Consider the following 20,676-nt stretch of genomic DNA (forward strand, 5'->3'; position numbering starts at 1 on the left):
GGTGCAAGGGGCCTAATGGTTTGAGCTGAGGTCAGCGATATTGCCACGCCCAGCTGTCCCATTGCTTCGACGAGAACATACTTCATTGCAGAAAAGCGTTCCGCCTTGAAACTGCGGCTTTCCAGTCATATTGAACTTCAATAGCGCTTATTTCAAATAGGAATGCCTGCGAAAATGACCAAATCCAGTGAAATTGACCAGTTCGACCAAAAGATCCTCGACGCCCTAGTCGAGGATGGCCGCATGTCGATCACGGAGCTTTCAGAGCGGGTCGGTCTTTCCAAGACTCCCTGTCAGGCACGGCTCAAGAAGCTGATCGATTCCGGCTATATCGACGGCTTCAAGGCCATCCTCAATCCGATCAAGCTTGGCCTCGATCACGTTGCTTTTGCCGAAGTGAAACTCACGGATACCCGTGAGGAGGCCTTGCTGAGCTTCAACAATGCCATCAAGAAAATCAAGGAAATCGAAGAGTGCCACATGATCGCTGGCCGCTTCGATTATCTCCTGAAGGTCCGGACGTCCGACATTCGCCGCTACCGCATTGTTCTCGGCGAAAAAATTTCCAGCCTGCCTTTCGTGGCAAGCACGTCGACCAATGTGGTGATGCAATCTGTCAAGGAAAACTGGTCGTAATTCCGCTTCCTGCTCCATCAGCCGGGCGAGGGGTCGCCGCTCTATTCATCTTGCCGGCTAAACAATGACCTAGATTTCGCCATTCGAATCGGATCATTGCAAGGCGCTAAAATAAGTAGGATGGAGTAGGCATGGAGACCAGTGCAGGCGACCGAGACCTTGTCGAGGTCATGAAGCGGTACTTTGCGGTGAAGGCAGAAGTCGAGGAAATAAAGCTCCGCCTGGAGGCGGCAAGGCGGGAAAGCGGCGAAGAGATCGACGCATTCTACAATCCGCGCACCAACGCGAACCACGCCGCCGACATCATTCGTTCTCATGCTCTCAAGCAGGAAATGGTACGTCTGATGGATTGGGCCGAAGGCTGGGGGCGGCAGAGCCTCACGCCGGATGTGGCCTGACGGTCGCATAAGGACCGCCAGGCTTCGATCGTGAAATCAGGTCGTTCAGCTATCCGATTTCAGTTTGCCCGCCGTGGCCCAGGATTCTTTCGATATCTCCGTGACGATGATTTCCACCGATTCCGGCGGGCAAGCGAGGGTTTCCACAGCGGCCCTGGTCGCTTCGCGAACGAAAGCGCGCTTCTGGTCTTGTGTGCGGCCGGGATGCATTTCCAAGCGGAGGATTGGCATGGCAACTCCTTGATAGATCATTGAATAGGTTCTGCCTGATGTCAGGCACCGCGGACTATCTTGCAAAACCAGCTGGCGATAAATACGCTCTTATTTGCTTCATTCCGAACCTATAGGTATGCAATCATGGACAAGTTGGCCGGCATGGCGATGTTCGTCAGAGTGGTCGAACAGGGCAGCTTTGCCGCCGCTGCCGACATAAGCCGGGTGTCGCCAGCCATGGTCGCCAAGCATATCAGGACGATCGAACAGCGGCTTGGCGCACGCCTGCTTCACCGCACGACGCGCCGTCATCAGCTGACCGAGGTCGGCAGGCTCTATTACGAGCGCTGCAAGACGGTGCTGGCGGAGGTGGAGCTAGCCGAGCAATCGGCCTCCGAACTGCAATCGGCGCCGCGCGGGCGCCTGCGGCTCGTCGCACCCGTCAGTTTCGGGACGCAAAGCCTCGTGCCGGCACTCGTCGACTATCTGCATGAGAATCTGGAGGTCAGCGTCGATCTGGCGCTCGACAATAATCCGCATGATCTGATCGGCGAAGGCTACGAACTCGGCATCCATATCGGCGATCTGACGGACACCAATCTCGTGGCGCGTCCGTTAAAACCCTATCGGCGTGTTCTCGCAGCATCGCCGGATTATCTGGATCGCCGTGGCAGGCCGCAAAGCCCTGAGGACCTTGCCAATCATATGTGTCTCGGCCATTCCTACTGGCGTCTACAGGGGCGCTGGCATCTCGTCGGCCCGGATGGGGAAACGCGCGAGATCGCCATCAAGGGCAGGTTCACCACCAATCAGGGCGGTGCTCTGCGCGTTGCCGCTCTGCATGGAGCCGGCATTGTGCTGCAGCCGGAACTGCTTCTGGCAGCCGATCTTGATGCAGGCCGGCTTGAGCCGGTTCTGCCCCTCTGGTCGTACCAGCCGACACCCATGCACCTTGTCTATGCACCGGACCGGCGCCCGACGGCCATGCTGCGCAGCGTTATCGATTTTCTCGTCGCTCGCTTCGGTTGACATTTTCACCTCTTTCATCCGCCACGGATCCATGATCAAATCTGATCATCGGGGGCAAGTGAGGGACGCGTGGCCAAGATTACGTTGAAGGATGTGGCGGCGGCCGCGGGTGTGGGAGCAGCCACCGTCGAGCGTGCACTCAACGGCCGCGGCAATGTGTTGCCGGAGACGGCGGAAAAGGTATTCATCGCTGCAAAGCGGCTCGGCTACCGTATGCCGCTCGCCGGCACTAGGCATGGTCTGGTGCGCATCGAAGTCGTGCTGCTCCGTCCTGAGACCTATTTCTACTCAAGGCTCAATCGCGCTTTCGAGCGCATCGCCGCCTTGCTCGATAAGGATATCCAGATCCAGCGCACTTTCGCCAGGGAAGACGATCCTGCCGATTTTTCACGTCATATCGCCAATCCGCAGGCGCGGCGTTCCGCCTTGATCGTCGTCGCGCCCGATCATCCCGATGTTGTCGGCAGCATCCGCAAGGCTGCCAGCGGCGGCATTCCTGTCGTGCAGATCATGACGCGGCCAGCGCTGGAGCTGCCTTACGTCGGCATCGACAACGAAGCGGCCGGTCGCACCGCTGCTTTCTACATGGCGCGCATGCAGGCTGGCATCTCAGGCACTTTCGTCGCGCTCTGCCACAGTGGTGCTTACGAGAACCACAAGGCACGTATTCGTGGTTTTTCCAGCTATCTGCTTGATCACGCGACCCCATTGCATCGCTTCGTCGAAGTCATGTTCGATGAGGATGATGAAATGAAAACGATCGAGCTGCTGACGAGTGCCTTCGCCCGATATCCCGACATTGTCGGCCTTTATAGCGCCGGCGGCGACAATGCCGCGATTGCGACGGTTCTGCGCCGATATCGTCAGCAGTCGGTCTTCTGGGTCGGGCACGAATTGTCCGACGCGACGCGCACCTATCTCAAGGAGGGGCTAATGACGATCGTTCTCGATCAGGCTCCGGAGGTTCAGGCTCGGCGTGCCATCGATCTGACACTGAAGCGGCTGGGCCTGATTGATACCGACGTGGATCTCGAACCGGTGCGGTTTCTAACCATTACTCCTGAAAGCCTCTGAAGACATTGGTGCGTCGGCTCAGATATCTCGCGCCAACCGGCGCTTGTTTGCTTTAAACCGCATAGGCGCCTAGAGGAGCGGAGTCTTGATTTTTCAAGCCTGTGGAATTAAGTATATCCCAATTGCATATCCCAAAATCAGGAGCCGAACATGACGAGTTCGACTGTATTCACCAGCAATCGAAGCCAGGCTGTGCGTCTGCCCAAGGCCGTAGCATTCCCTGAGGACGTACATCAGGTCGATATCCTGAAGATCGGTCGCAGCCGCGTGATCGTGCCGCAAGGTAAACGATGGGATGATCTCTTCCTTCATGGCCCCCGTGTCAGTGACGACTTTCTGGACGAGCGCGAACAGCCAGCGGTGGAAGAACGCGAGTCCTTCTGATGCTGACCTACATGCTCGATACGAATATTTGCATTTATGTGATGAAGACCTATCCGCCTGCCGTGAGGGAAAAATTCAACGCGCTGGCGGAGCAGCTTTGCATATCGAGCATAACCCTTGGCGAGTTGTATTATGGTGCGGAGAAGTCGACTCGGCGCGCGGAAAACTTGACTGCCGTCGAGCATTTCGTGGCTCGGCTGGAGGTTCTGTCGTTCGGCGACAAGGCGGCTGCACATTACGGACAAGTGCGAGCCGAGTTGGAGCGCGCAGGGACTCCATGCGGCCCGCATGACATGCAGATCGGAGCCCATGCCCGCAGCGAGGGGTTGATCGTGGTGACGAACAACATGAAGGAATTCATCCGCATGCCTGGCATTCGGGTGGAAAACTGGGTCTAGCGGTCGTGATCGTCGGCGTCGGGCTCGAGCAGTCCAGCTTGGTGCCTAAGCGATTGCGGCACTGGCAGCAATCAGCCAGTCGCGAAACGTTTCCGCATCGTCGGAAAGATGGTCGGCTTCGATCAGCCAATAGGACTTATCGGTATCCAACGCCGTATCGAACAGGGCAACCAGCGTTCCATTGCCCAATTCTTCTGCAATCAAGGCCGTTGGGCAGAGGCCCACACCTTGCCCGCCGATGACGGATCCGATCATCAAGCCGAAATCGGCAAAGATCGGTCCGGGTTTAGGAGGCTGGTGGATGCCTTCAAGGGTGAACCAGCGTGTCCAGACGGCCGTCGTTTCATCGTGCAGGAGGTCGACATTAAGGAGATCGGCTGGCGTCCTGATCGGTCCGTGACGGCGCTCATATTCTCTCGAACAGGTTGGCCGCGTTTCGGCGGGCAATAGGGAGATGGCATGCGTCGAAGGTCTTGGTCCGTGACGAATCAGAAGATCGACGCTTGCCTCCTCCGGCGTCCTCGCATCAAGCGCGTAGACGATATTGATCTGAATTTCAGGGTATTCCTTCTTGAATGCCTGCAATCGCGGTATCAGCCAACGGGTGGCGACGGAAGCGATGCAGGCCACGCTGACCGGCCGATTGTTGCCGGCAAGCCGCAGCTGCCGGGCGGCGATATCAATATGTCGAAGACCGTTTGCCACCGCTGCCCCGAAACTGCGGCCGGCCATGGTCGCAGTGACGCCACGGGCATGTCGCGTAAACAGCTTGATGCCAAGCCATTCCTCGAGGGCGCGCACATGCTGGCTGACACCCGCAGCCGTGAGATTGAGTTCAGCCGCCGCCTTGGCAAAACTCTCATGGCGAATGGCCGCCTCGAAGGCGCGAAGGGAGGCAAGCGGGACATGTTGCATCGGATAAGGCTAAGTAAAACTTGGTCAAAGCGCAAGGATAATCGCTGTTGCGCAGGCGCCTTGTATTCGTAGAGTGATGCCAAAACGAATGTCTTCCTGTCAGATCGGTGAGGAATGAAAGCCGCCATGAACAGTATTTTCGATATGCCCGCGCCCGGCGATGCCGAAGAGCGGCGTGGCAAGCCACCTGTCGTCGTCTATCCGAACGGCACGCTACCGCCCGCTGACATGGATGCGCTGCGATCGGCGCGGCAAACCATGACCAAGATGGCCGAAATCGTCGTCCCCCCGCGCGAGGGCGGCAGTTTTCGCGTGCCGAAGGGACATTTCTTTCGGATCGTCAGCGTGGAGGGAGCGCAGGTCGGCGATCTCAATCTGTGGAATGCCGCCGATCTTTCCGAGCGTTTCTTCAGCGGCAAGACGCGAGCGTTGCATGCCACCCATGTCGGTCTCGGCGATCGCCTGTGGAGCACGTTGCCCTATCTGCGCCCCATGGCGACGATCACGCATGATACGCTTGGCTGGTATGGCTGGGACGCGGACGGGGCAGGCGTTCATGACGTCATCGGCACGCGCTGCGATCCCTATACGAACCGGCTGCTGAAGGGCGACGACTATCACCATTGCTGCCATTCGAACCTGTCACGCGCGCTCGCCAAGGAAATGGACATCTCTGTCCAGGAGGCGGAGTTTCACGTTCACGACGTGCTGAATGTCTTCATGTGTACGGGCTTTACGCGTGACACCCATCAGTATTTCATGAAGGCGAGCCCCGTGCGGCCGGGCGACTTCATCGAGTTCTTCGCGGAAATCGATCTGCTTGGCGCTCTCTCAGCATGCCCTGGCGGTGACTGCGGCAGCGAACATTCGAGCGATACGGTGCCCTGCTATCCATTGCTGGTCGAAATCTGGCGGCCCAAGCCCGAAAGCCTCGTCGGGCGAATATTCCCGGAGCGCAATGCCTATCCGAGGACGCACGGACTGTAATTTGCCGGCCTAAAACAGTTTGCCGGCGGTCTTGGCCGCCGGCAAATCCAAATCATCCATCAAACGATGCGCCCATTCAGGACGATGCATCGTTGACCGCTTAGTTACAAACGCGAATGCGCTCGTAATGCCAGCCATAGTCATACTCGTTCTGGACGCGGCGATCCTCGTACCAGCATCTTGGCGGCGGCGGGGCGACTTCGTAAACCGGGCCTCTATTGGCAAGGGCGCCGCCGACGATCAGTCCGCCGAGGAGACCGGCAGCAACACCGCCGGCGATCGCGCCGCCATTGCCATGGTGGTGATGGCGACGCCAATCATCATGGCCGCGCCAGTCGCCGCGATGGCCGTCGTAATACTGTGCCTGTGCGCTGCTGACGGGCGCCAATGCGCCGCCTACGACCGTAGCGGCCAGCAAAACCGTAAGAACCGTCTTCTTTATCATGACCACCTCCAAAGCAGTCTTTGTGCTCAGCGAATGCGCGAGTCATCTAATTAACGTCTTCAGCATGATTATGTTCAGCTGAATATTCAATGAATGGCCCGTTCATCGGGCAAAGCGGCTGAAAATAACCCCTCCCACGGGCTCTGAGGCGCGAACTTGTCAATTTGGAGGCAGCCGCCGCGTCGCGTTCAGCCATTCGAGCGTCCGCGATTCGGGGTCTGGATTGCGAGTAATATCTGTCACGACTGCCGCGACATCGGCGCCGTGCTCAAATACGCCCGCAAGACGCTCGACCGTCAGGCCCCCGATTGCGACAAGCGGCCGATCGCCGATGCGAGCCTTCCACTCGCCGATCCGCTCAAGGCCCTGGGGCGCCCAGGGCATGGCCTTGAGGACGGTCGGATAGATCGGTCCAAGCGCTATATAATCGGGTTCGGCAGCAAGTGCCGTCTCCAATTCCGCCTCATCATGCGTCGAAAGCCCCAGCTTCAATCCGGCATTCCGTATGGCGGAGAGATCGGCGTAAGCGAGATCCTCCTGGCCGAGATGGATGAAATCGCAGCGCTCCTCGGTCGCGAGCTGCCAATAATCATTGATGATCAGCTGGCATCCATGCGCGGCACAGATTGCCTTCGATTGGCGAATTTCCGCGCGAACGTCGGAGGTTGGGCGATCCTTGATGCGCAACTGCACCAGTCTGATGCCGAGCGGCACCAGCCTCTGTATCCAGGCGGCGCTATCGACAATGAGGTAGAACGGATCAAGCTTCATGAGAACACCGCCTTGCCGATGACGGGTGTCGATGGCACGGCCATGTCGCGCGGCTCCAGCATCCCGGCGCCAAATGCCTGCCTGCCGGCATCGATGGCCTTGGCGAAGGCTTCCGCCATCGCGGCCGGATCGCCGGCGCCGGCAACCGCTGTATTCAGCAGCACGGCATCGAAGCCAAGTTCCATGACGGTCGCTGCATGCGACGGCCTACCGATGCCGGCGTCCACGATCAGCGGTACCTCGGGAAAATGTGCCCGCATCGATCGCAGGGCCGAGAGGTTGAGCGGTCCCGCCGCCGTTCCGATTGGCGCGCACCAGGGCATCAGCACCTTGCATCCGGCTTCCAGCAGCCGCTCGGCCACGACAAGATCGTCCGTCGTATAGGGAAAGACCTCGAACCCCTCGTCGGTGAGGATTTTTGCCGCTTCCACCAGCGCGAAGACGTCTGGCTGCAATGTATCGTGGTTGCCGATCACCTCGAGCTTGATCCAGTTGGTCCGAAAAACCTCGCGTGCCATTTTCGCGGTCAGGACCACCTCGGAGACGCCGTGGCAGCCGGCGGTATTGGGAAGGACACGAACGCCGAGTTCGCGAATCATCTCGAAGAATGCACCGCCGTTGCGCCCGCCTGCCGTTTCCCTGCGCAGCGACACGGTGACGATCTCGGTTTGGGAACGTTTGACGGCTTCCGCCAGTACGACCGGAGAGGGATAGCGCGCCGTGCCGAGAAGAAGGCGCGATGCGATTTGGGTTCCATAGAGTTCAAGCACGGGTCAACCTCCTTGCATGGGAGTGAGGATTTCGATCCTGTCGTCGTCGGTCAGGGTATGGTCATCGCGCTCGTCGCTATGGATGAGCTCGCCGTTGACGGCGGTTGCCAGCCATTCCCCCTCATATTCGAGCGCAGTGAGAAGCTGCGAGAGCGTGGTGACTTCGACAATCTGCGCTTCGCCGTTGATGATCAGGCGCATTGGCGACTCCTTTCGTTGTGTCCGGAAAAGACGAGATCGGCGGCTTTCTCGGCCATCGCCGGCGCCAGCAAGAAGCCGTGACGATAAAGGCCGTTGACGAAGACGGTGCCTCCCTCGCGCGTTACGCGGGGAAGATTGTCAGGAAAGGCAGGTCGGATGCCGGCGTCTGTTTCGATCACGGCGGCTTCGGCAAAGGCCGGGTGCAGCGCATAGGCTGCATTCAGGAGTTCCATCAGCGAACGGGCGCTGATCGGCCCTTTGAAATCGGTCTCGATCATCGTCGCGCCGACCATGAACAGGCCGTTGCCGCGCGGCACGATATAGACGGGAAAACGCGGATGCAGCAGGCGGACGGGGCGCGAAAGCGAGATCTCGTCGCTTTGCAGATAGAGCATTTCGCCGCGCACGCCGCGCAAATCGCGGATGCTGCCGATGCTGGCAGCCCCTGTACAGTCGACGATGTCGGAGAACCTATCATCATCCAGGTGCCCGTCGACAAAGGTGACGCCTTTTGCAGATAGATCGTCCTTCAATGATCGCAGGATCTCGCGGGGATCGAGATGCGCCTCCTGCGGAAAGAACAGGCCCAGGCGGAACCGGCCGGCAAGCGAAGGCTCAAGAGCGGCGATTTCGTCTTCGCCCACCCAGCGATGGCCTGTCGTGCGGCTGGCGAATCGCTTCAGCTCGTTTTGATCGCGGTTCGGCGCGACGACGAGCGTTCCGTTGCGGACGACCTTGCCCGGCAGAATCGCGTCCCATCGATCGGCGGAATCACGACCGCGCTCGAGCACAGCCTCATCAGCGCTTTCCCGCTCGCACCATGGCGCCAGCATGCCGCCGGCAAGCCAGGAGGCGGCGCGATGAAAATTCCGGCTTGGATCCGAGATCGTGACCTCTGCTCCGCGCCGGATCAGCTCGTGAGCGACCGTGAGGCCGGCAACGCCGGCCCCTTTGATGAGGATGCGCATGTCACTCGGCCGGCTGGGTAGGGGCTTCGACCGGCATATAGAGATCGCCGCCCTCCCGATATTTCGCCGCCATCGCTTCCAGCCCTTCCTTCTGTGCCTCCGCGCGAATGTCGTGCGAAATCCGCATCGAGCAGAATTTCGGGCCGCACATCGAGCAGAAATGCGCGACCTTGTGAGCCTCCTTCGGCAAGGTTTCGTCGTGGAAGCTGCGGGCGGTATCCGGATCGAGCGACAGGTTGAACTGGTCCTCCCAGCGGAACTCGAATCTCGCACGCGACAATGCGTCGTCGCGGACCTGAGCGGCCGGATGACCCTTGGCGAGGTCGGCCGCATGCGCGGCGATCTTGTAGGTGATGACGCCGGTCTTGACGTCGTTGCGGTCGGGCAGGCCGAGATGCTCCTTCGGCGTGACGTAGCACAGCATCGCCGTGCCAAACCAGCCGATCATCGCAGCGCCGATGCCCGAGGTGATGTGATCGTATCCCGGTGCGATATCCGTCGTCAGCGGTCCGAGCGTGTAGAAGGGTGCCTCGCCGCAGACGGCGAGCTGCTTATCCATGTTCTCCTTGATCTTGTGCATCGGCACATGGCCGGGGCCTTCGATCATCACCTGGCAATCTTTGGCCCAGGCGATCTTCGTCAGTTCGCCGAGCGTTTCGAGCTCGGCAAACTGCGCGGCATCGTTGGCATCGGCGATCGAACCGGGCCGCAAGCCGTCGCCGAGCGAGAAGGAGACGTCATAGGCGCGGCAGATGTCGCAGATTTCCTCGAAATGCTCGTAGAGGAAGCTCTCCTTGTGGTGATGGAGACACCACTTGGCCATGATCGAGCCGCCGCGCGAGACAATGCCGGTGACGCGGTTGACGGTGAGCGGGATGTAGTGCAGCCGCACGCCGGCATGGATGGTGAAATAGTCGACGCCCTGTTCGGCCTGCTCGATCAGCGTGTCGCGATAGATCTCCCAGGTCAGTTCCTCCGCGATGCCGCCGACTTTTTCCAGAGCCTGATAGAGCGGCACCGTGCCGATCGGCAGCGGCGAATTGCGGATGATCCATTCGCGGATATTGTGAATGTTGCGGCCGGTCGAAAGATCCATGACGGTATCGGCACCCCAGCGTGCTGCCCAGACCATCTTCTCGACTTCCTCCGCCATGGAGGAGGTGAGTGCGGAATTGCCGATATTGGCGTTGATCTTCACCAGGAAATTCCGGCCGATGATCATCGGCTCGCTTTCGGGATGATTGATGTTGGCCGGAATGATCGCTCGGCCGCTCGCAACTTCCTGGCGAACGAATTCAGGCGTGACGTGATCGGGAATATGCGCGCCGAAGCTCTCGCCATCGCGGATCAAGGCTTCTGCCTTCGCCTTACGGCCGAGATTTTCGCGGATGGCGATAAATTCCATTTCCGGGGTGATGATGCCGGCACGCGCATAGGCGAGCTGAGTGACGGCCTTGCCATCCTTGGCGCGCAGTGGCTGGCGCTTGGCCGGAAATTCCGGTGTCAGCCGTTCGCCGGTGACGAAGCCGTTGTCTTCGGGACGCACATGGCGGCCTTCATAAGCCTCGACATCGCCACGGGCGAGAACCCAATCGCGGCGCAGCTGCGGCAGGCCCTCTTCGATGCGGATATCTGCACCTTCGACAGTATAGGGGCCGGACGAATCGTAGACGATAACTGGCGGCTCGCCCGATGTCGGATGGACGCTGATTTCGCGCATCGGCACACGGATATCGGCATGGATATCCCCGGTGATATGGATTTTTCGAGAGGCCGGCAGCGGGCCGGTGGTGACGGTCGGAGTGAGGTTTTTTGCGGCAATGTTCATGGTGTGAGGCTCCAAGTTGCAGTTGGAGACCCAGTCAATCAGCCGGAATGATGAAAAGACGCCGGCATGGAATCCAGGCGGGAATCCGAAGCCTCGAGCGCTTGCACCGTCCCTACGCCAGTATGAACTGGATCAGGTTCAACGGGTCACTGCGCCCACAACCGGCATAGCCGTATTGTTCAGCAGTATCTCAGCCCCTTGCCGGGACCCCCCTGGTGAATGTCAAAAGGCTATGCCTTACTCTTGTCCTCTGTCAACCCCGCAGCGGCGGTCGCATTTTCCGGGAGATTGACCATTGCCGCGCCCGTCGAATTGCAACTTTATCGCGCAGATCATCGTGCGGACTTGTCGCGCCTTAGTAACGTGGTGTGGTATTGCCGACGAAGCGATGGGGGCCGGTATGGGACAGCTTACTCGCGGTATCGAGCCAGATCTTGCCGCCGAGGGCGCGCCAGCGGTGACAGAAGGCGAAGTCCTCGCTGAGATAGATCCCCGTTCCCTCCTCGACCATGCATTCAAACAGGGCGTATTGGGTGCTGGGCGAGCGTTTGGTGCTGGGATAGGCGTGGATTGCGTTGTAGCGCAGCTCCGGATAGGCCGCGATCATTCTTTCTATAACGTTGCGCTTGATCAAAAGCATGCCCGTACCTGCATAGATGGCGCTGACGAAATCGCCATCACGCTCTGCAACCTGGCCGACAAGTGGCGTGCCGACATAGTGAAGTGCGGCTGCCGCAAGTGTTTCGCCGTCTGCTGAATTGATACGGGCCGCCGTCTGCCAATCATAATCCTTGATCGGATACATGGCGGCGACCACATCCTTATCGGCTTCCAGAAGCCTCATGACCTGATCGGGCTCGAAGCTGATGTCGGCGTCGATGAAGAGCATATGGGTCGCCGTCGTATCGTTCAGGAAGGACGAGACAAGCGTGTTTCGGCTGCGGGTAATCAGGGCGTCATTGCCGAGCAGAGCCAGCGTCAGCTGTATGCCCGCCTGCGCTCCCGTCTGCATCAGTGAGAAAATGGACTGCATGTAGTCCTTGGTAACGAGGCCGCCGAAGCAGGGGGTCGCTATGAAGATCAGCCGGTTCTCATTCATTCGCGATTTTCCCTCTCCGATGGCGCGAGTCGCCGGAATCTAGGAAAATTCAATATTTCTGTGTGTAGCGAATTATTGAATTTCATTGCTGATCTTTGCTCAAACCGACCGGTCATTGTGCCGTGGAATTCCCGATGGCCATATCATAACCAGATTGGGCAGCCATGGTCGTCATCGACCGCCGACATCGCGGTGGCCTTAAATGCGGTGACGGCCCTGACTGGCAGGCGTTCTCGTGAACAGGGACATCTTTGCGATCTCTGCCGGTGCCGCCATGGCCTGCGGTCGCCAGTTGCATTTAAGCAACAGAGGCCAAGACTAACGCCCCAGCGCCCTTCATATAATTGACAAACATACGGGCTGTTTGTAAATCCAATACAGGACATAAGTTGTCTTACGGTCGAGCAATCGGTCGGATCGGTAGAGGCATTTCAAAACCTTTTGCCGCGGGGGTAATCATGAAGGTTCGAGGGGACTCAAGCCAACATCAGGTGCGTATTTGCCGGGCTGCCCGGTCGTGTTTAGACCAAACCGATCCCCAGGGCAGTGTTCCAGTTTTGCGCTCGCGGTAAAATAGAAATGCATAATACAACCAGGAGTTTAAAATGAACATCAAGAGCCTTCTTCTCGGCTCCGCTGCCGCTCTGGCGGCAGTATCCGGTGCCCACGCAGCAGACGCGATCGTCGCCGCCGAGCCGGAGCCGCTGGAATACGTTCGCATCTGCGACGCATACGGTGCTGGCTACTTCTTCATTCCGGGCACGGAAACCTGCCTCAAGATCGGCGGCCGCGTCCGTACCGAAGGCGAATGGTACGATGCCTACAACCCGAACAGCAAGAACGGTACGCTCTGGCATACCCGCGCCGAGCTGAGCGTCGATACCGCGACCGACACCGAGTACGGCCCGCTGAAGACCAACACGGTCATCCGTTGGGACTGGAACGACGGCAACTCGACCTCCACCAAGCTGCTGTTCGCCAACATCAGCCTCGGCGGTTTCCTGGTCGGTAAGGCCGATTCGCAGTATAACTACTACATCGGCTACGCCGGCGACGTCATCAACGACGACGTGATCTATGACGGTCCGTACGAACTCAACCAGTTGACCTACACCTACGATGCCGGCAACGGCTTCACGGCTGTCGTCTCGGTTGAAGACTCGAATTCCAGCGGCTCCGGCGCCTCCTACGGCTCAAGCTGGTGGTCTGACGACAAGGGCAACCACTACGCTCCTGACGTCGTTGCCGGTGCTGGCTTCAAGTCCGGCGCATGGGGCTTCAAGGTCGTCGGCGGTTATGACTCCATCGTCGAAGAAGGCGCCATCAAGGCTCGCGTCGACGCTGACTTCGGTACCTTCTCGGCCTTCTTGATGGGCGGCTGGAACACGGACGGCGACAAGCTGAACAAGTACGCCGGCACCAACCTCGATCGTTCGGCTTGCCCTGTTAACGATGAATCGAAGTGCGGCTGGGGTGACTGGGCTGTCTGGGGCGGCGTTGGCGTTCCGATCAACGAAAAGCTGAAGTGGAACCTCCAGCTCGCCTACACCGACTCCAAGATCTTTGCCGCTACCACGAACGTCAAGTGGAACCCGGTCAAGAACCTGCTCATCGAGCCGGAAGTCTCCTACACCAACTTCGATTCCGTGAACCAGGATCAGTGGGCTGGTATCCTGCGCTTCGAGCGTAGCTTCTAATATTGAATTACCCGGCTTAGCGCCGGGTATGAGAAGCCTGACGTTCCAATCCGTCAGGCTTCTTCCATCGATCGGTTGACCTCCGATCAAAGCAAAGGATCTGGCTTTCCCTCCGGATCCTTTTTTATTTCCAGCTTTTGGCAATCGATTCAGCGCCCAGCAGAAGCTTAAGGCCGTTATCGTTGGTTCTCTTCACTTCAGAAGGGAAAACCGCTGTCTGCTTTTTCCGATATCGTCACATCGCGGTAATTGCCAGTTCCTGCGTCTGTGCCAGCGGGAACCAGGTCTTTAGCACCATCCTTATGAACATCTGTCCACACGGGACCAGTTCGAAACTGCCCCGGTCGAGCGTCCATTCGGTGATCAGGCCGCCGATGACCGCTGTCAGAGCGGAAGCAGCCGTATCCGGCGTCCACGGAGCCGGAAGCTTCGTCTTTTCATCCATCAAGGTGAAAATGCGTTCGAAATTTTCATGCATGTCGTGCCGGAACGAGCTCGCCCGGCTTGTCGTCCCGTCGCAAAATGCCATGTCAAGATGCATCATCACCTTCAACATGCTGCGCTTGCGCGGATCACCGTGAACGTCGTCGAATATCGCAGCTATCGTATCGGCAATGAGGTCGAGTGGATTGGGCGGCAGCTCCTTGGACATTCGCTCCGCCAATTCCTGAAACGGCTGCTGGGCCTCGTCGCGAATCGCGAACATCAACCCCTGCTTGTTCTTGAAATGCCAGTGTACTGCCCCCCGCGTGACACCAGCGGCTGCGGCTATCTCTTCTAGGCTGACATTCTCGTAGCCTTTGTCGAGGAACAAAGCCTTTGCAGACTGCAAAATCTCGCTCCTCGTTTCCGCCGCCTCCTCCTTAGTTCGCCTCATTCACCTCTCCACAGAAACCGATGTTCAAGCTGTGCCCCTCTTCTTGATATTCTTTATCCATCAATGCCGCTCAGTGCTGGAGCCCATATACCAGCAATGCGCAACAGAGTGGCGGAATTTATATATTCCCTAAAAATCGAGGAAGGAAATCGCAACAGGATGTTTTCGTCAAGCGTCTATAAGCCACGCGCAAGTTTCCTTGTGCAATTTCCCCGCGTTGGGAAGTGAAAATCGAAATGTGCAGATGCCGATATAGCCATGATGGCGACATACATATTGCTGGGGTGATCCCGGGTACGCCTGCTCTGGAAAAGATGCATCGGTCAAGTTGGGGCGCTAGATGCGTTTGATCGGCGGCGTTCGCAAGTCCATCCGCACATATCGATTGTGTTCAAGTCGCGTATGCATAAGCCATCCGAGTTCCTCTCAACGCTCGTATCTGGAGGCCCCAATGACGAGCATCTACTCGATCTCATCGAGCAATTATTATCAATACCAGACCTCGCGCTCGACAGCGTCGACGGCTGACGATTCTATCGCCTCCCTGCTGTCCGACAGCTCCTCCGGTAATTCGTCGGGCAGTTCTTCCGGCACGAATTCCTCTTCGTCTTCGGACGATCAGTCTCAGATCGCTTCGGCAGAACAGCTCGTCGCGCAGCTGATGAACATGATTCTCAATCTGCAGGCCGGCATCGGCAGCGATAATTCGACATCGGACTCCGACAGCAACTCCACCAGTTCGACGTCAAGTACTCAGCAGACTTCCGCAACCGGTAGCCAGGATGGCAGCCAAAGCGACATGATCAGCGCTATGGACACCAATGGCGACGGCAATATCAGCGAAGCGGAATTCGTGGCCGCACGCCCGTCGGAGGTCAGCGAAACCCAGGCGCAACAATTGTTCCAGAGCTTCGACACCGAGAATACAGGTTCTCTCACCGAGGCGCAGCTCGCAAAAGCCATGCAGGCAGGCCATCACGGCCGTCCCGCACCGGGCGACGGGCAGATGAGCGAGGACGATCTCTCCACTGCATTTTCCTCCATGGATACGGACGGCGACGGCAGCGTCAGCGAATCCGAATTCGTGGCCGCCCGTCCTTCCGATGTAAGCGAGGACCAGGCAACATCGCTGTTCAAGAGCCTCGACACGTCGGGCGCCGGATCCTTGACGCAGAGCCAGTTCGAGCAGGCCATGAAGGCGCAGCAACCGCAGATGCCGGATTTCGGAAGCTTCTACGCGAACAATGAACAGGATCTGACGACGAGCGACTTATTGACGCTCTGATCGAGCCTGAACTTTCGCATTTCATCATGCGAAGTGCCGGCAAGCCCCGGGCAGGGAAGGTTGAAACTCCCGCCTCCGGGCGAGCCGGCTCTTTGTTTTTGCCTGATATTTTACCCGATAGATGCCTTTTGGGCTCGAAAAGAAAATTCGAAAACCTTCGACATGAAAGCGACGGAATTCGGCAAGTGCGGCGTTCAATCCTTGTGAGCCTGTGTTTGATGTCGAAGGATGATACGCTGACCGAGATGCTGCGATCTAAGTGGCGCCGCTTGCCGAAGTTGACGGCGAGGCGGGATTTGCCGGCCGAGAGTCCCGAGGCCCCGGTGTCATGGCGGTATCGCAGGAAACTGGAGCGGTAGCGATTGTCGATGAAGTGGGATCGCGCGCCCAAGAGTGGCGACCCTGATGAGGACCTGCTCGGTCGCATCGCTGCGGGCGATGTTCCGGCGATGCGCATGATGATAGCACGGCAGTTGCCGCGCATCGTTGCCGTGGCAACCCGCATGCTTGGCGATGCGACCGAGGCCGAGGATGTGGCGCAGGAAACATTCCTGCGCGTCTGGCGCAATGCCGGCGGCTGGCGCCAGGGCAATGCCCGCTTCAGCACCTGGGTGCACCGCGTAGCGACCAACCTTTGTTATGATCGCCTGCGGCGTCGCAAGGACGTTCTTGCCGAGCATCCACCCGATGTCGAGTATGAAGGGCCGACGCCGGATGCGGGCTTGATGAGCGAGGACGATCCGTCCAGGCGCGTGGAACGGGCCATGCAGATGATCGCGCCCAGGCAGCGCGAAGCGATCATTCTGGTCTACTATCAGGCGCTGTCGAATGCCGAGGCAGCTGAGATCATGGACGTCAGCGTCGACGCACTGGAAAGCCTGCTTGCGCGTGGACGGCGCTCCTTGCAGGCGCTTTTGTTGAAGGATGAGGGCGATGGTTGAGAATATCGCGGGTCCGATGAATGCCGATCGCTTTGAAGCGCTGACCGCGGCCTATGGCGGCGATATCGGCCGATGGCCGCAGGCTGAGCGGGCGGCCGCTCGGGATTTTGCCAAGAGCTCCACCGCCGCCGAAACGCTTGCGCGCGCGGCCGATCTGGATGCGTTGCTCGATACCTACGTCGTCAAGCCTCGCCATGCCGGCCTTGAAGAGCGAATTCTCGCAAAGCTCGTTCGCCGCCTGACGATAAGAAACTGGTTCCGCTTCGGCTCGGCCGGCATCGGCCTCGTGGGGGTCGGCATAGCCGGCGCGCTTGCCGGCAGCATCGCCATCGCCGTCTTGGCCCCGAGCTTGACGTCCGATACCTCAGTCGTCTCCGACGGAACCGCGACCATGTTCGGCGATATAGGGCCGGACGCGGGTGCAGCACAGCAGGACAGCCAATGACGGAACGCAGCTTTCGAATAGTGGTCATTTTTCTTTTGGTGCTGAATACGTTCCTGGTCGGAGCGTTGGCCGGTGGCGGGCTGACATGGATCCGCAAGACGCAGGCGCGGGCCGGAATGATGCCGCTCGCCGGCGAGCAATTGCCTTCGGCGAAGAAGAAGGCTCTGCGCGCTGCGCTCAACGAAGCCCGCAAGGACGAACGTCAGATCATTCTCGAGGCACAACAGGCCAAGGTCGACGCCGCCTCCATTCTTGGGCAGCCGACGTTGGATAAAGAGGCGCTCTCGGCCGCGCTGGCGAGGGCGCGCGATGCCGATATCGCCTTGAGGGCGAAGCTGGAGCAGCGTGCCGTCGATTTTGCGGCAGGGCTTTCCTACGACGAGCGTCGGGCGCTGGCGGAAAGCCTGGTCCGCCGCAGCATGCCTAAAGCCGCTGCCACAAAATGATCACACTTGCCGAGCGACGGATCGAAACCAGGCCTGCGTTAAAGGAGCATGTTTGATGCAGGAGTTGGCAAGGCCATGGCCCAGCAGTCCAATGATGTTTATGCCGCGCTCGCTCTTTCCCGTTTTGGGTTAGGGGCGGACCACAACGGCACCGCTTCGATCGCATCGGATCCGCGCGGCGCGTTGCTGGAAGAAATCACCGAGCGCTTCGTCCCGGTTCCGGTCGGGCCGCAGCTGCAATCGACGGCCGATCTTCTAGTTTCTCTCTACGCATTCCAGGAACAGCGCAAGGAGGCCAGACAGCAGGCCGCAGCCGCTGTCGCCGCCGTGCCGCAGGACAAGCAGATGCAAGGCCCGCAGCCGCCGCAGAAGCCGCAGCTACAGCCTTCCGGCGCCACGGCAGGGCAGCCGAATAATCAGGTCCAGCCGAGTAACCAGGCCATGGCGGCTGTCATCGGCAAGGCAGTCGAGAAGTTGGAAAAGCCCGCAATGCCCTACCTTCCGCAGCAGGTCCTGCTGGCCGAAGTGGATGCCCGCTTCAACGGCACGATCCGGCAGCCATTGATCGGCTTTGGCGAGCGGCTTGCCATGTTCTGGGCAAACCATTTCGCTGTCGCCGTGTCGAAGAGCGAGGAGGTGCATATGATTGCCGGCGCCTTCGAGCGCGAGGCGATCCGGCCGCATGTCTTCGGGCGCTTCGCCGACATGCTGGTCGCTGTCGAGACCCATCCGGCTATGCTCGGTTATCTCGACAACCAGCAATCGATCGGGCCGAATTCCAAGGCCAATGCCAACAAGAAACGTGGTCTCAATGAAAACCTTGCCCGGGAAACGCTGGAGCTCCACACGCTTGGTGTCAACGGCGGCTACACGCAGACCGACGTGACGACGCTCGCCAAGATCATCACAGGCTGGACGGTGGCGCGCGCCGAGGGCAAGCTCGGGACACCCGGCACCTTCGTCTTCAATGCCGGTGCCCACGAGCCCGGCGATCAGACGCTGCTCGGTCTCACCTATGCCGATAATGGCGTGGGGCAGGGGCGGGAAGCGCTGCGCGATCTCGCCCGCCATCCGGCAACAGCGCAGCATATCGCCACCAAGCTTGTCCGGCATTTCGTCGCCGATACGCCGCCACCAGGACTTGTGCAAACCGTTGCGGCGACCTTCAGCAAGACGGATGGCGATCTTTCCGCCGTCTATCGGGCGCTCGTCGGCTCCGAGGATGCATGGAACCCGACCCTGTCGAAAGTTCGCTCGCCAATCGAATTCATGACCGCGCTCTTGCGGGCAAGCGGCGAGACGCCGAAGCCGAATGTCATCCTCGGCGCCTTGACCGCGATGGGGCAGCCCTTCTGGGCGCCGGCCGGCCCCAACGGTTTTGCCGATACCGTCGATGTCTGGGCCTCCAGCGAGAGCCTCAGCATGCGCATGGATGTCGCCAATATGATCGCCAATGCGGTGCCGCCTCAGGTCGATCCTCGCAGTTTCGTGTCCGACAGCCTGGGGCCGCTTCTTTCGAATGAAACGCTGCAGGCGGTATCGCGCGCGGAAACCCGCAAGCAGGGCCTGATGATCGCTTATCTTTCCCCCGAATTTCAAAGGCGCTGACCATGACCTGCGAACTCATGACCCCCACCCGTCGTGCCGTGCTTGGCGCCTCCGGCGCCTTGTTTGCCTGGGCCTTCATCCCGCGCTTTGCCCATGCTGCCGGCGGACGGGACCCGCGCTTCATCACCATCATCCTGCGCGGTGCGCTTGACGGTCTGACGGCTGTCCCACCCGTTGGTGACCCCGATTATCAGGCCCTGCGGCAGTCGATCGCCATGACGACGAGCGGCCCTGAGGCGGCTCTCCCGCTCGACAGCTTCTTTGCGCTGCATCCGTCGATGCCGAATTTCAATCGGCTCTATCGCGCGGGGCAGGCGGCCGTCGTGCATGCCAATGCGACGCCATATCGCGACCGGTCGCATTTCGATGGTCAGGACGTGCTGGAGTCCGGTTACGAAATGCCCGGCCGTGTCGAATCCGGATGGCTGAACCGGATGCTGGAGGGGCTGCCGAAGGGTGACAAGGTTTCGCCGGGAACTTCGGAAATCCGAGGTCTCTCGGTCGGCGCCAATGCGCCACTCGTCATTCGCGGCAAGGCGCCGGTGCTGGGCTGGTCACCGTCCAACCTGCAGCCCGTCAGCGACGACCTGCCGCCGCGGCTGATGGATCTCTACAATCACACCGACCCGCTCTTTGCGAAAATCCTCGCTGAGGGCATTTCGACCGGCAAGATCGCCGCCGGCCTTGATGTCAAGGCGAAGGGAGGTCCCGGCGATCCCACCGGCATGGAACAGATGGCGAGAGGGGCCGCGCGCCTGCTGGCTCAAGACGATGGCCCGCGCGTCGCAGCGCTTGCCTTCGAAGGATGGGATACTCATGCCGGAGAGGTCGATCGGCTGAACAAGCTGCTCGTCGGGCTCGATAATTCGTTTGCCGCCTTCCAGCAGGAGCTTGGTCCGGCCTGGAAAGATACCGCCATTCTTGTTGCGACCGAATTCGGCCGCACCGCGCAGGTGAATGGCACCCAGGGCACCGACCACGGCACCGGAACGGCGGCCTTTCTCGCCGGCGGCGCGATCAAGGGCGGCCGCGTGATCGCCGACTGGCCCGGTCTTAAACAGGCGCAACTGCGCGACGGCCGTGACCTTGCCGCAACGACGGATCTGCGTGCTGTGGTCAAGGGGATCGCGGTCGATCTGCTTGGGGCGTCACCGACCCTGTTGACGCGCGATGTCTTTCCGGGCTCCGATCATGTCCTGCCCATGAAAGGGCTGATTGCCTGATTTGCGCTGGCGGCCTGGGTTAAGGGCCGCCGTCTTCC

24 protein-coding genes and 1 riboswitch are annotated in these 20,676 nt (G+C 59.6%); of the genes, 14 read left to right on the plus strand and 10 right to left on the minus strand.

Going from position 1 to position 20,676, the window contains the following annotated elements; genetic code table 11:
• Positions 1 to 174: 174 nt before the first annotated feature.
• Both AC13QY_RS03625 and AC13QY_RS03630 read left to right on the plus strand, forming a co-directional pair.
• On the plus strand, positions 175 to 636 hold the full coding sequence (locus AC13QY_RS03625) for an Lrp/AsnC family transcriptional regulator (protein ID WP_015342703.1): 462 nt from the start codon (positions 175 to 177) through the stop codon (positions 634 to 636).
• 131 nt (positions 637 to 767) lie between these two features.
• Complete coding sequence (locus AC13QY_RS03630) at positions 768 to 1,034, plus strand: hypothetical protein (protein WP_145634092.1); 267 nt, start codon at positions 768 to 770, stop codon at positions 1,032 to 1,034.
• 45 nt (positions 1,035 to 1,079) lie between these two features.
• Here AC13QY_RS03630 and AC13QY_RS03635 read toward each other — a convergent pair whose 3' ends face one another.
• Entirely contained in the window at positions 1,080 to 1,331 is a 252-nt protein-coding gene (locus AC13QY_RS03635; protein WP_113354418.1) for a 4-oxalocrotonate tautomerase, read from the minus strand.
• Between the two features lie 60 nt (positions 1,332 to 1,391).
• On the opposite strand from AC13QY_RS03635, the gene AC13QY_RS03640 reads away from it, so the two are divergent.
• The 4 genes from AC13QY_RS03640 (at position 1,392) to vapC (ending at position 4,132) form a co-directional block, all read left to right on the plus strand.
• Positions 1,392 to 2,276 carry a LysR family transcriptional regulator gene (locus tag AC13QY_RS03640; protein ID WP_113354419.1) on the plus strand — a complete coding sequence of 295 codons (885 nt, stop codon included), beginning with the start codon at positions 1,392 to 1,394 and terminating at the stop codon, positions 2,274 to 2,276.
• Positions 2,277 to 2,345: 69 nt separating this feature from the next.
• The gene (locus tag AC13QY_RS03645; RefSeq protein WP_113354420.1) at positions 2,346 to 3,350 is read left to right on the plus strand and encodes a LacI family DNA-binding transcriptional regulator; all 1,005 of its coding nucleotides are present in this window, start codon (positions 2,346 to 2,348) and stop codon (positions 3,348 to 3,350) included.
• 150 nt (positions 3,351 to 3,500) lie between these two features.
• Positions 3,501 to 3,734 (plus strand): type II toxin-antitoxin system VapB family antitoxin, encoded by a 234-nt coding sequence (gene vapB, locus AC13QY_RS03650; RefSeq protein ID WP_113354421.1) that lies wholly within the window; start codon positions 3,501 to 3,503, stop codon positions 3,732 to 3,734.
• The gene (vapC, locus tag AC13QY_RS03655; RefSeq protein WP_113354422.1) at positions 3,734 to 4,132 is read left to right on the plus strand and encodes a type II toxin-antitoxin system tRNA(fMet)-specific endonuclease VapC; all 399 of its coding nucleotides are present in this window, start codon (positions 3,734 to 3,736) and stop codon (positions 4,130 to 4,132) included. Before vapB ends, vapC begins: the two co-directional genes overlap by 1 nt.
• A gap of 45 nt (positions 4,133 to 4,177) precedes the next feature.
• Here the strand turns inward: vapC and AC13QY_RS03660 are convergent, their stop codons facing one another.
• Positions 4,178 to 5,047 carry a LysR substrate-binding domain-containing protein gene (locus AC13QY_RS03660; RefSeq protein ID WP_113354423.1) on the minus strand — a complete coding sequence of 290 codons (870 nt, stop codon included), beginning with the start codon at positions 5,045 to 5,047 and terminating at the stop codon, positions 4,178 to 4,180.
• Positions 5,048 to 5,173: 126 nt separating this feature from the next.
• Between AC13QY_RS03660 and AC13QY_RS03665 the strand changes: the two genes are divergently transcribed.
• On the plus strand, positions 5,174 to 6,034 hold the full coding sequence (locus AC13QY_RS03665) for an urea carboxylase-associated family protein (protein ID WP_113354424.1): 861 nt from the start codon (positions 5,174 to 5,176) through the stop codon (positions 6,032 to 6,034).
• A 100-nt stretch (positions 6,035 to 6,134) separates the two neighbouring features.
• Here the strand turns inward: AC13QY_RS03665 and AC13QY_RS03670 are convergent, their stop codons facing one another.
• The 7 genes from AC13QY_RS03670 to AC13QY_RS03700 all read right to left on the minus strand — a co-directional run bounded on the left by AC13QY_RS03670 (position 6,135) and on the right by AC13QY_RS03700 (position 12,116).
• The gene (locus tag AC13QY_RS03670; protein WP_113231059.1) at positions 6,135 to 6,479 is read right to left on the minus strand and encodes a hypothetical protein; all 345 of its coding nucleotides are present in this window, start codon (positions 6,477 to 6,479) and stop codon (positions 6,135 to 6,137) included.
• A gap of 159 nt (positions 6,480 to 6,638) precedes the next feature.
• Positions 6,639 to 7,250: a thiamine phosphate synthase gene (locus tag AC13QY_RS03675; protein WP_113354425.1), complete on the minus strand. Its 612-nt coding sequence runs from the start codon at positions 7,248 to 7,250 to the stop codon at positions 6,639 to 6,641.
• Positions 7,247 to 8,020: a thiazole synthase gene (locus tag AC13QY_RS03680; RefSeq protein ID WP_113354426.1), complete on the minus strand. Its 774-nt coding sequence runs from the start codon at positions 8,018 to 8,020 to the stop codon at positions 7,247 to 7,249. Before AC13QY_RS03680 ends, AC13QY_RS03675 begins: the two co-directional genes overlap by 4 nt.
• A 3-nt stretch (positions 8,021 to 8,023) precedes the next feature.
• The gene (thiS, locus tag AC13QY_RS03685) at positions 8,024 to 8,221 is read right to left on the minus strand and encodes a sulfur carrier protein ThiS (RefSeq protein WP_113354427.1); all 198 of its coding nucleotides are present in this window, start codon (positions 8,219 to 8,221) and stop codon (positions 8,024 to 8,026) included.
• Complete coding sequence (thiO, locus tag AC13QY_RS03690) at positions 8,212 to 9,189, minus strand: glycine oxidase ThiO (RefSeq protein WP_113354428.1); 978 nt, start codon at positions 9,187 to 9,189, stop codon at positions 8,212 to 8,214. Before thiO ends, thiS begins: the two co-directional genes overlap by 10 nt.
• A 1-nt stretch (position 9,190) precedes the next feature.
• A complete protein-coding gene (gene thiC / locus AC13QY_RS03695; protein ID WP_113354429.1) occupies positions 9,191 to 11,017 on the minus strand; it encodes a phosphomethylpyrimidine synthase ThiC in 1,827 nt (608 codons plus the stop codon).
• Between the two features lie 91 nt (positions 11,018 to 11,108).
• Positions 11,109 to 11,241, minus strand: a riboswitch (TPP riboswitch).
• Between the two features lie 131 nt (positions 11,242 to 11,372).
• Positions 11,373 to 12,116: a hypothetical protein gene (locus tag AC13QY_RS03700; RefSeq protein ID WP_113354430.1), complete on the minus strand. Its 744-nt coding sequence runs from the start codon at positions 12,114 to 12,116 to the stop codon at positions 11,373 to 11,375.
• Between the two features lie 605 nt (positions 12,117 to 12,721).
• Here AC13QY_RS03700 and AC13QY_RS03705 point away from each other — a divergent pair.
• Positions 12,722 to 13,813, plus strand: a complete 1,092-nt coding sequence (locus tag AC13QY_RS03705) for a porin (protein ID WP_113390404.1) — start codon at positions 12,722 to 12,724, stop codon at positions 13,811 to 13,813.
• Between the two features lie 235 nt (positions 13,814 to 14,048).
• Here the strand turns inward: AC13QY_RS03705 and AC13QY_RS03710 are convergent, their stop codons facing one another.
• The gene (locus AC13QY_RS03710; protein WP_113333244.1) at positions 14,049 to 14,690 is read right to left on the minus strand and encodes a TetR family transcriptional regulator; all 642 of its coding nucleotides are present in this window, start codon (positions 14,688 to 14,690) and stop codon (positions 14,049 to 14,051) included.
• Positions 14,691 to 15,141: 451 nt separating this feature from the next.
• Between AC13QY_RS03710 and AC13QY_RS03715 the strand changes: the two genes are divergently transcribed.
• The 6 genes from AC13QY_RS03715 (at position 15,142) to AC13QY_RS03740 (ending at position 20,638) form a co-directional block, all read left to right on the plus strand.
• Positions 15,142 to 15,975, plus strand: coding sequence for an EF-hand domain-containing protein (locus AC13QY_RS03715; RefSeq protein ID WP_488492724.1), 834 nt, complete (start codon positions 15,142 to 15,144; stop codon positions 15,973 to 15,975).
• Between the two features lie 368 nt (positions 15,976 to 16,343).
• Positions 16,344 to 16,916 carry an RNA polymerase sigma factor gene (locus AC13QY_RS03720; RefSeq protein WP_488492725.1) on the plus strand — a complete coding sequence of 191 codons (573 nt, stop codon included), beginning with the start codon at positions 16,344 to 16,346 and terminating at the stop codon, positions 16,914 to 16,916.
• Positions 16,909 to 17,361, plus strand: a complete 453-nt coding sequence (locus AC13QY_RS03725) for a hypothetical protein (protein WP_152093355.1) — start codon at positions 16,909 to 16,911, stop codon at positions 17,359 to 17,361. Before AC13QY_RS03720 ends, AC13QY_RS03725 begins: the two co-directional genes overlap by 8 nt.
• Positions 17,358 to 17,807: a periplasmic heavy metal sensor gene (locus tag AC13QY_RS03730; protein WP_152093356.1), complete on the plus strand. Its 450-nt coding sequence runs from the start codon at positions 17,358 to 17,360 to the stop codon at positions 17,805 to 17,807. The genes AC13QY_RS03725 and AC13QY_RS03730 overlap by 4 nt, the downstream gene beginning before the upstream one ends.
• 75 nt (positions 17,808 to 17,882) lie before the next feature.
• Positions 17,883 to 19,415, plus strand: a complete 1,533-nt coding sequence (locus AC13QY_RS03735) for a DUF1800 domain-containing protein (protein WP_488492750.1) — start codon at positions 17,883 to 17,885, stop codon at positions 19,413 to 19,415.
• 2 nt (positions 19,416 to 19,417) lie between these two features.
• Positions 19,418 to 20,638 carry a DUF1501 domain-containing protein gene (locus AC13QY_RS03740; protein ID WP_488492726.1) on the plus strand — a complete coding sequence of 407 codons (1,221 nt, stop codon included), beginning with the start codon at positions 19,418 to 19,420 and terminating at the stop codon, positions 20,636 to 20,638.
• Positions 20,639 to 20,676 lie beyond the last annotated feature (38 nt).

This window comes from Martinezella sp. CNPSo 3795 (assembly GCF_057784475.1).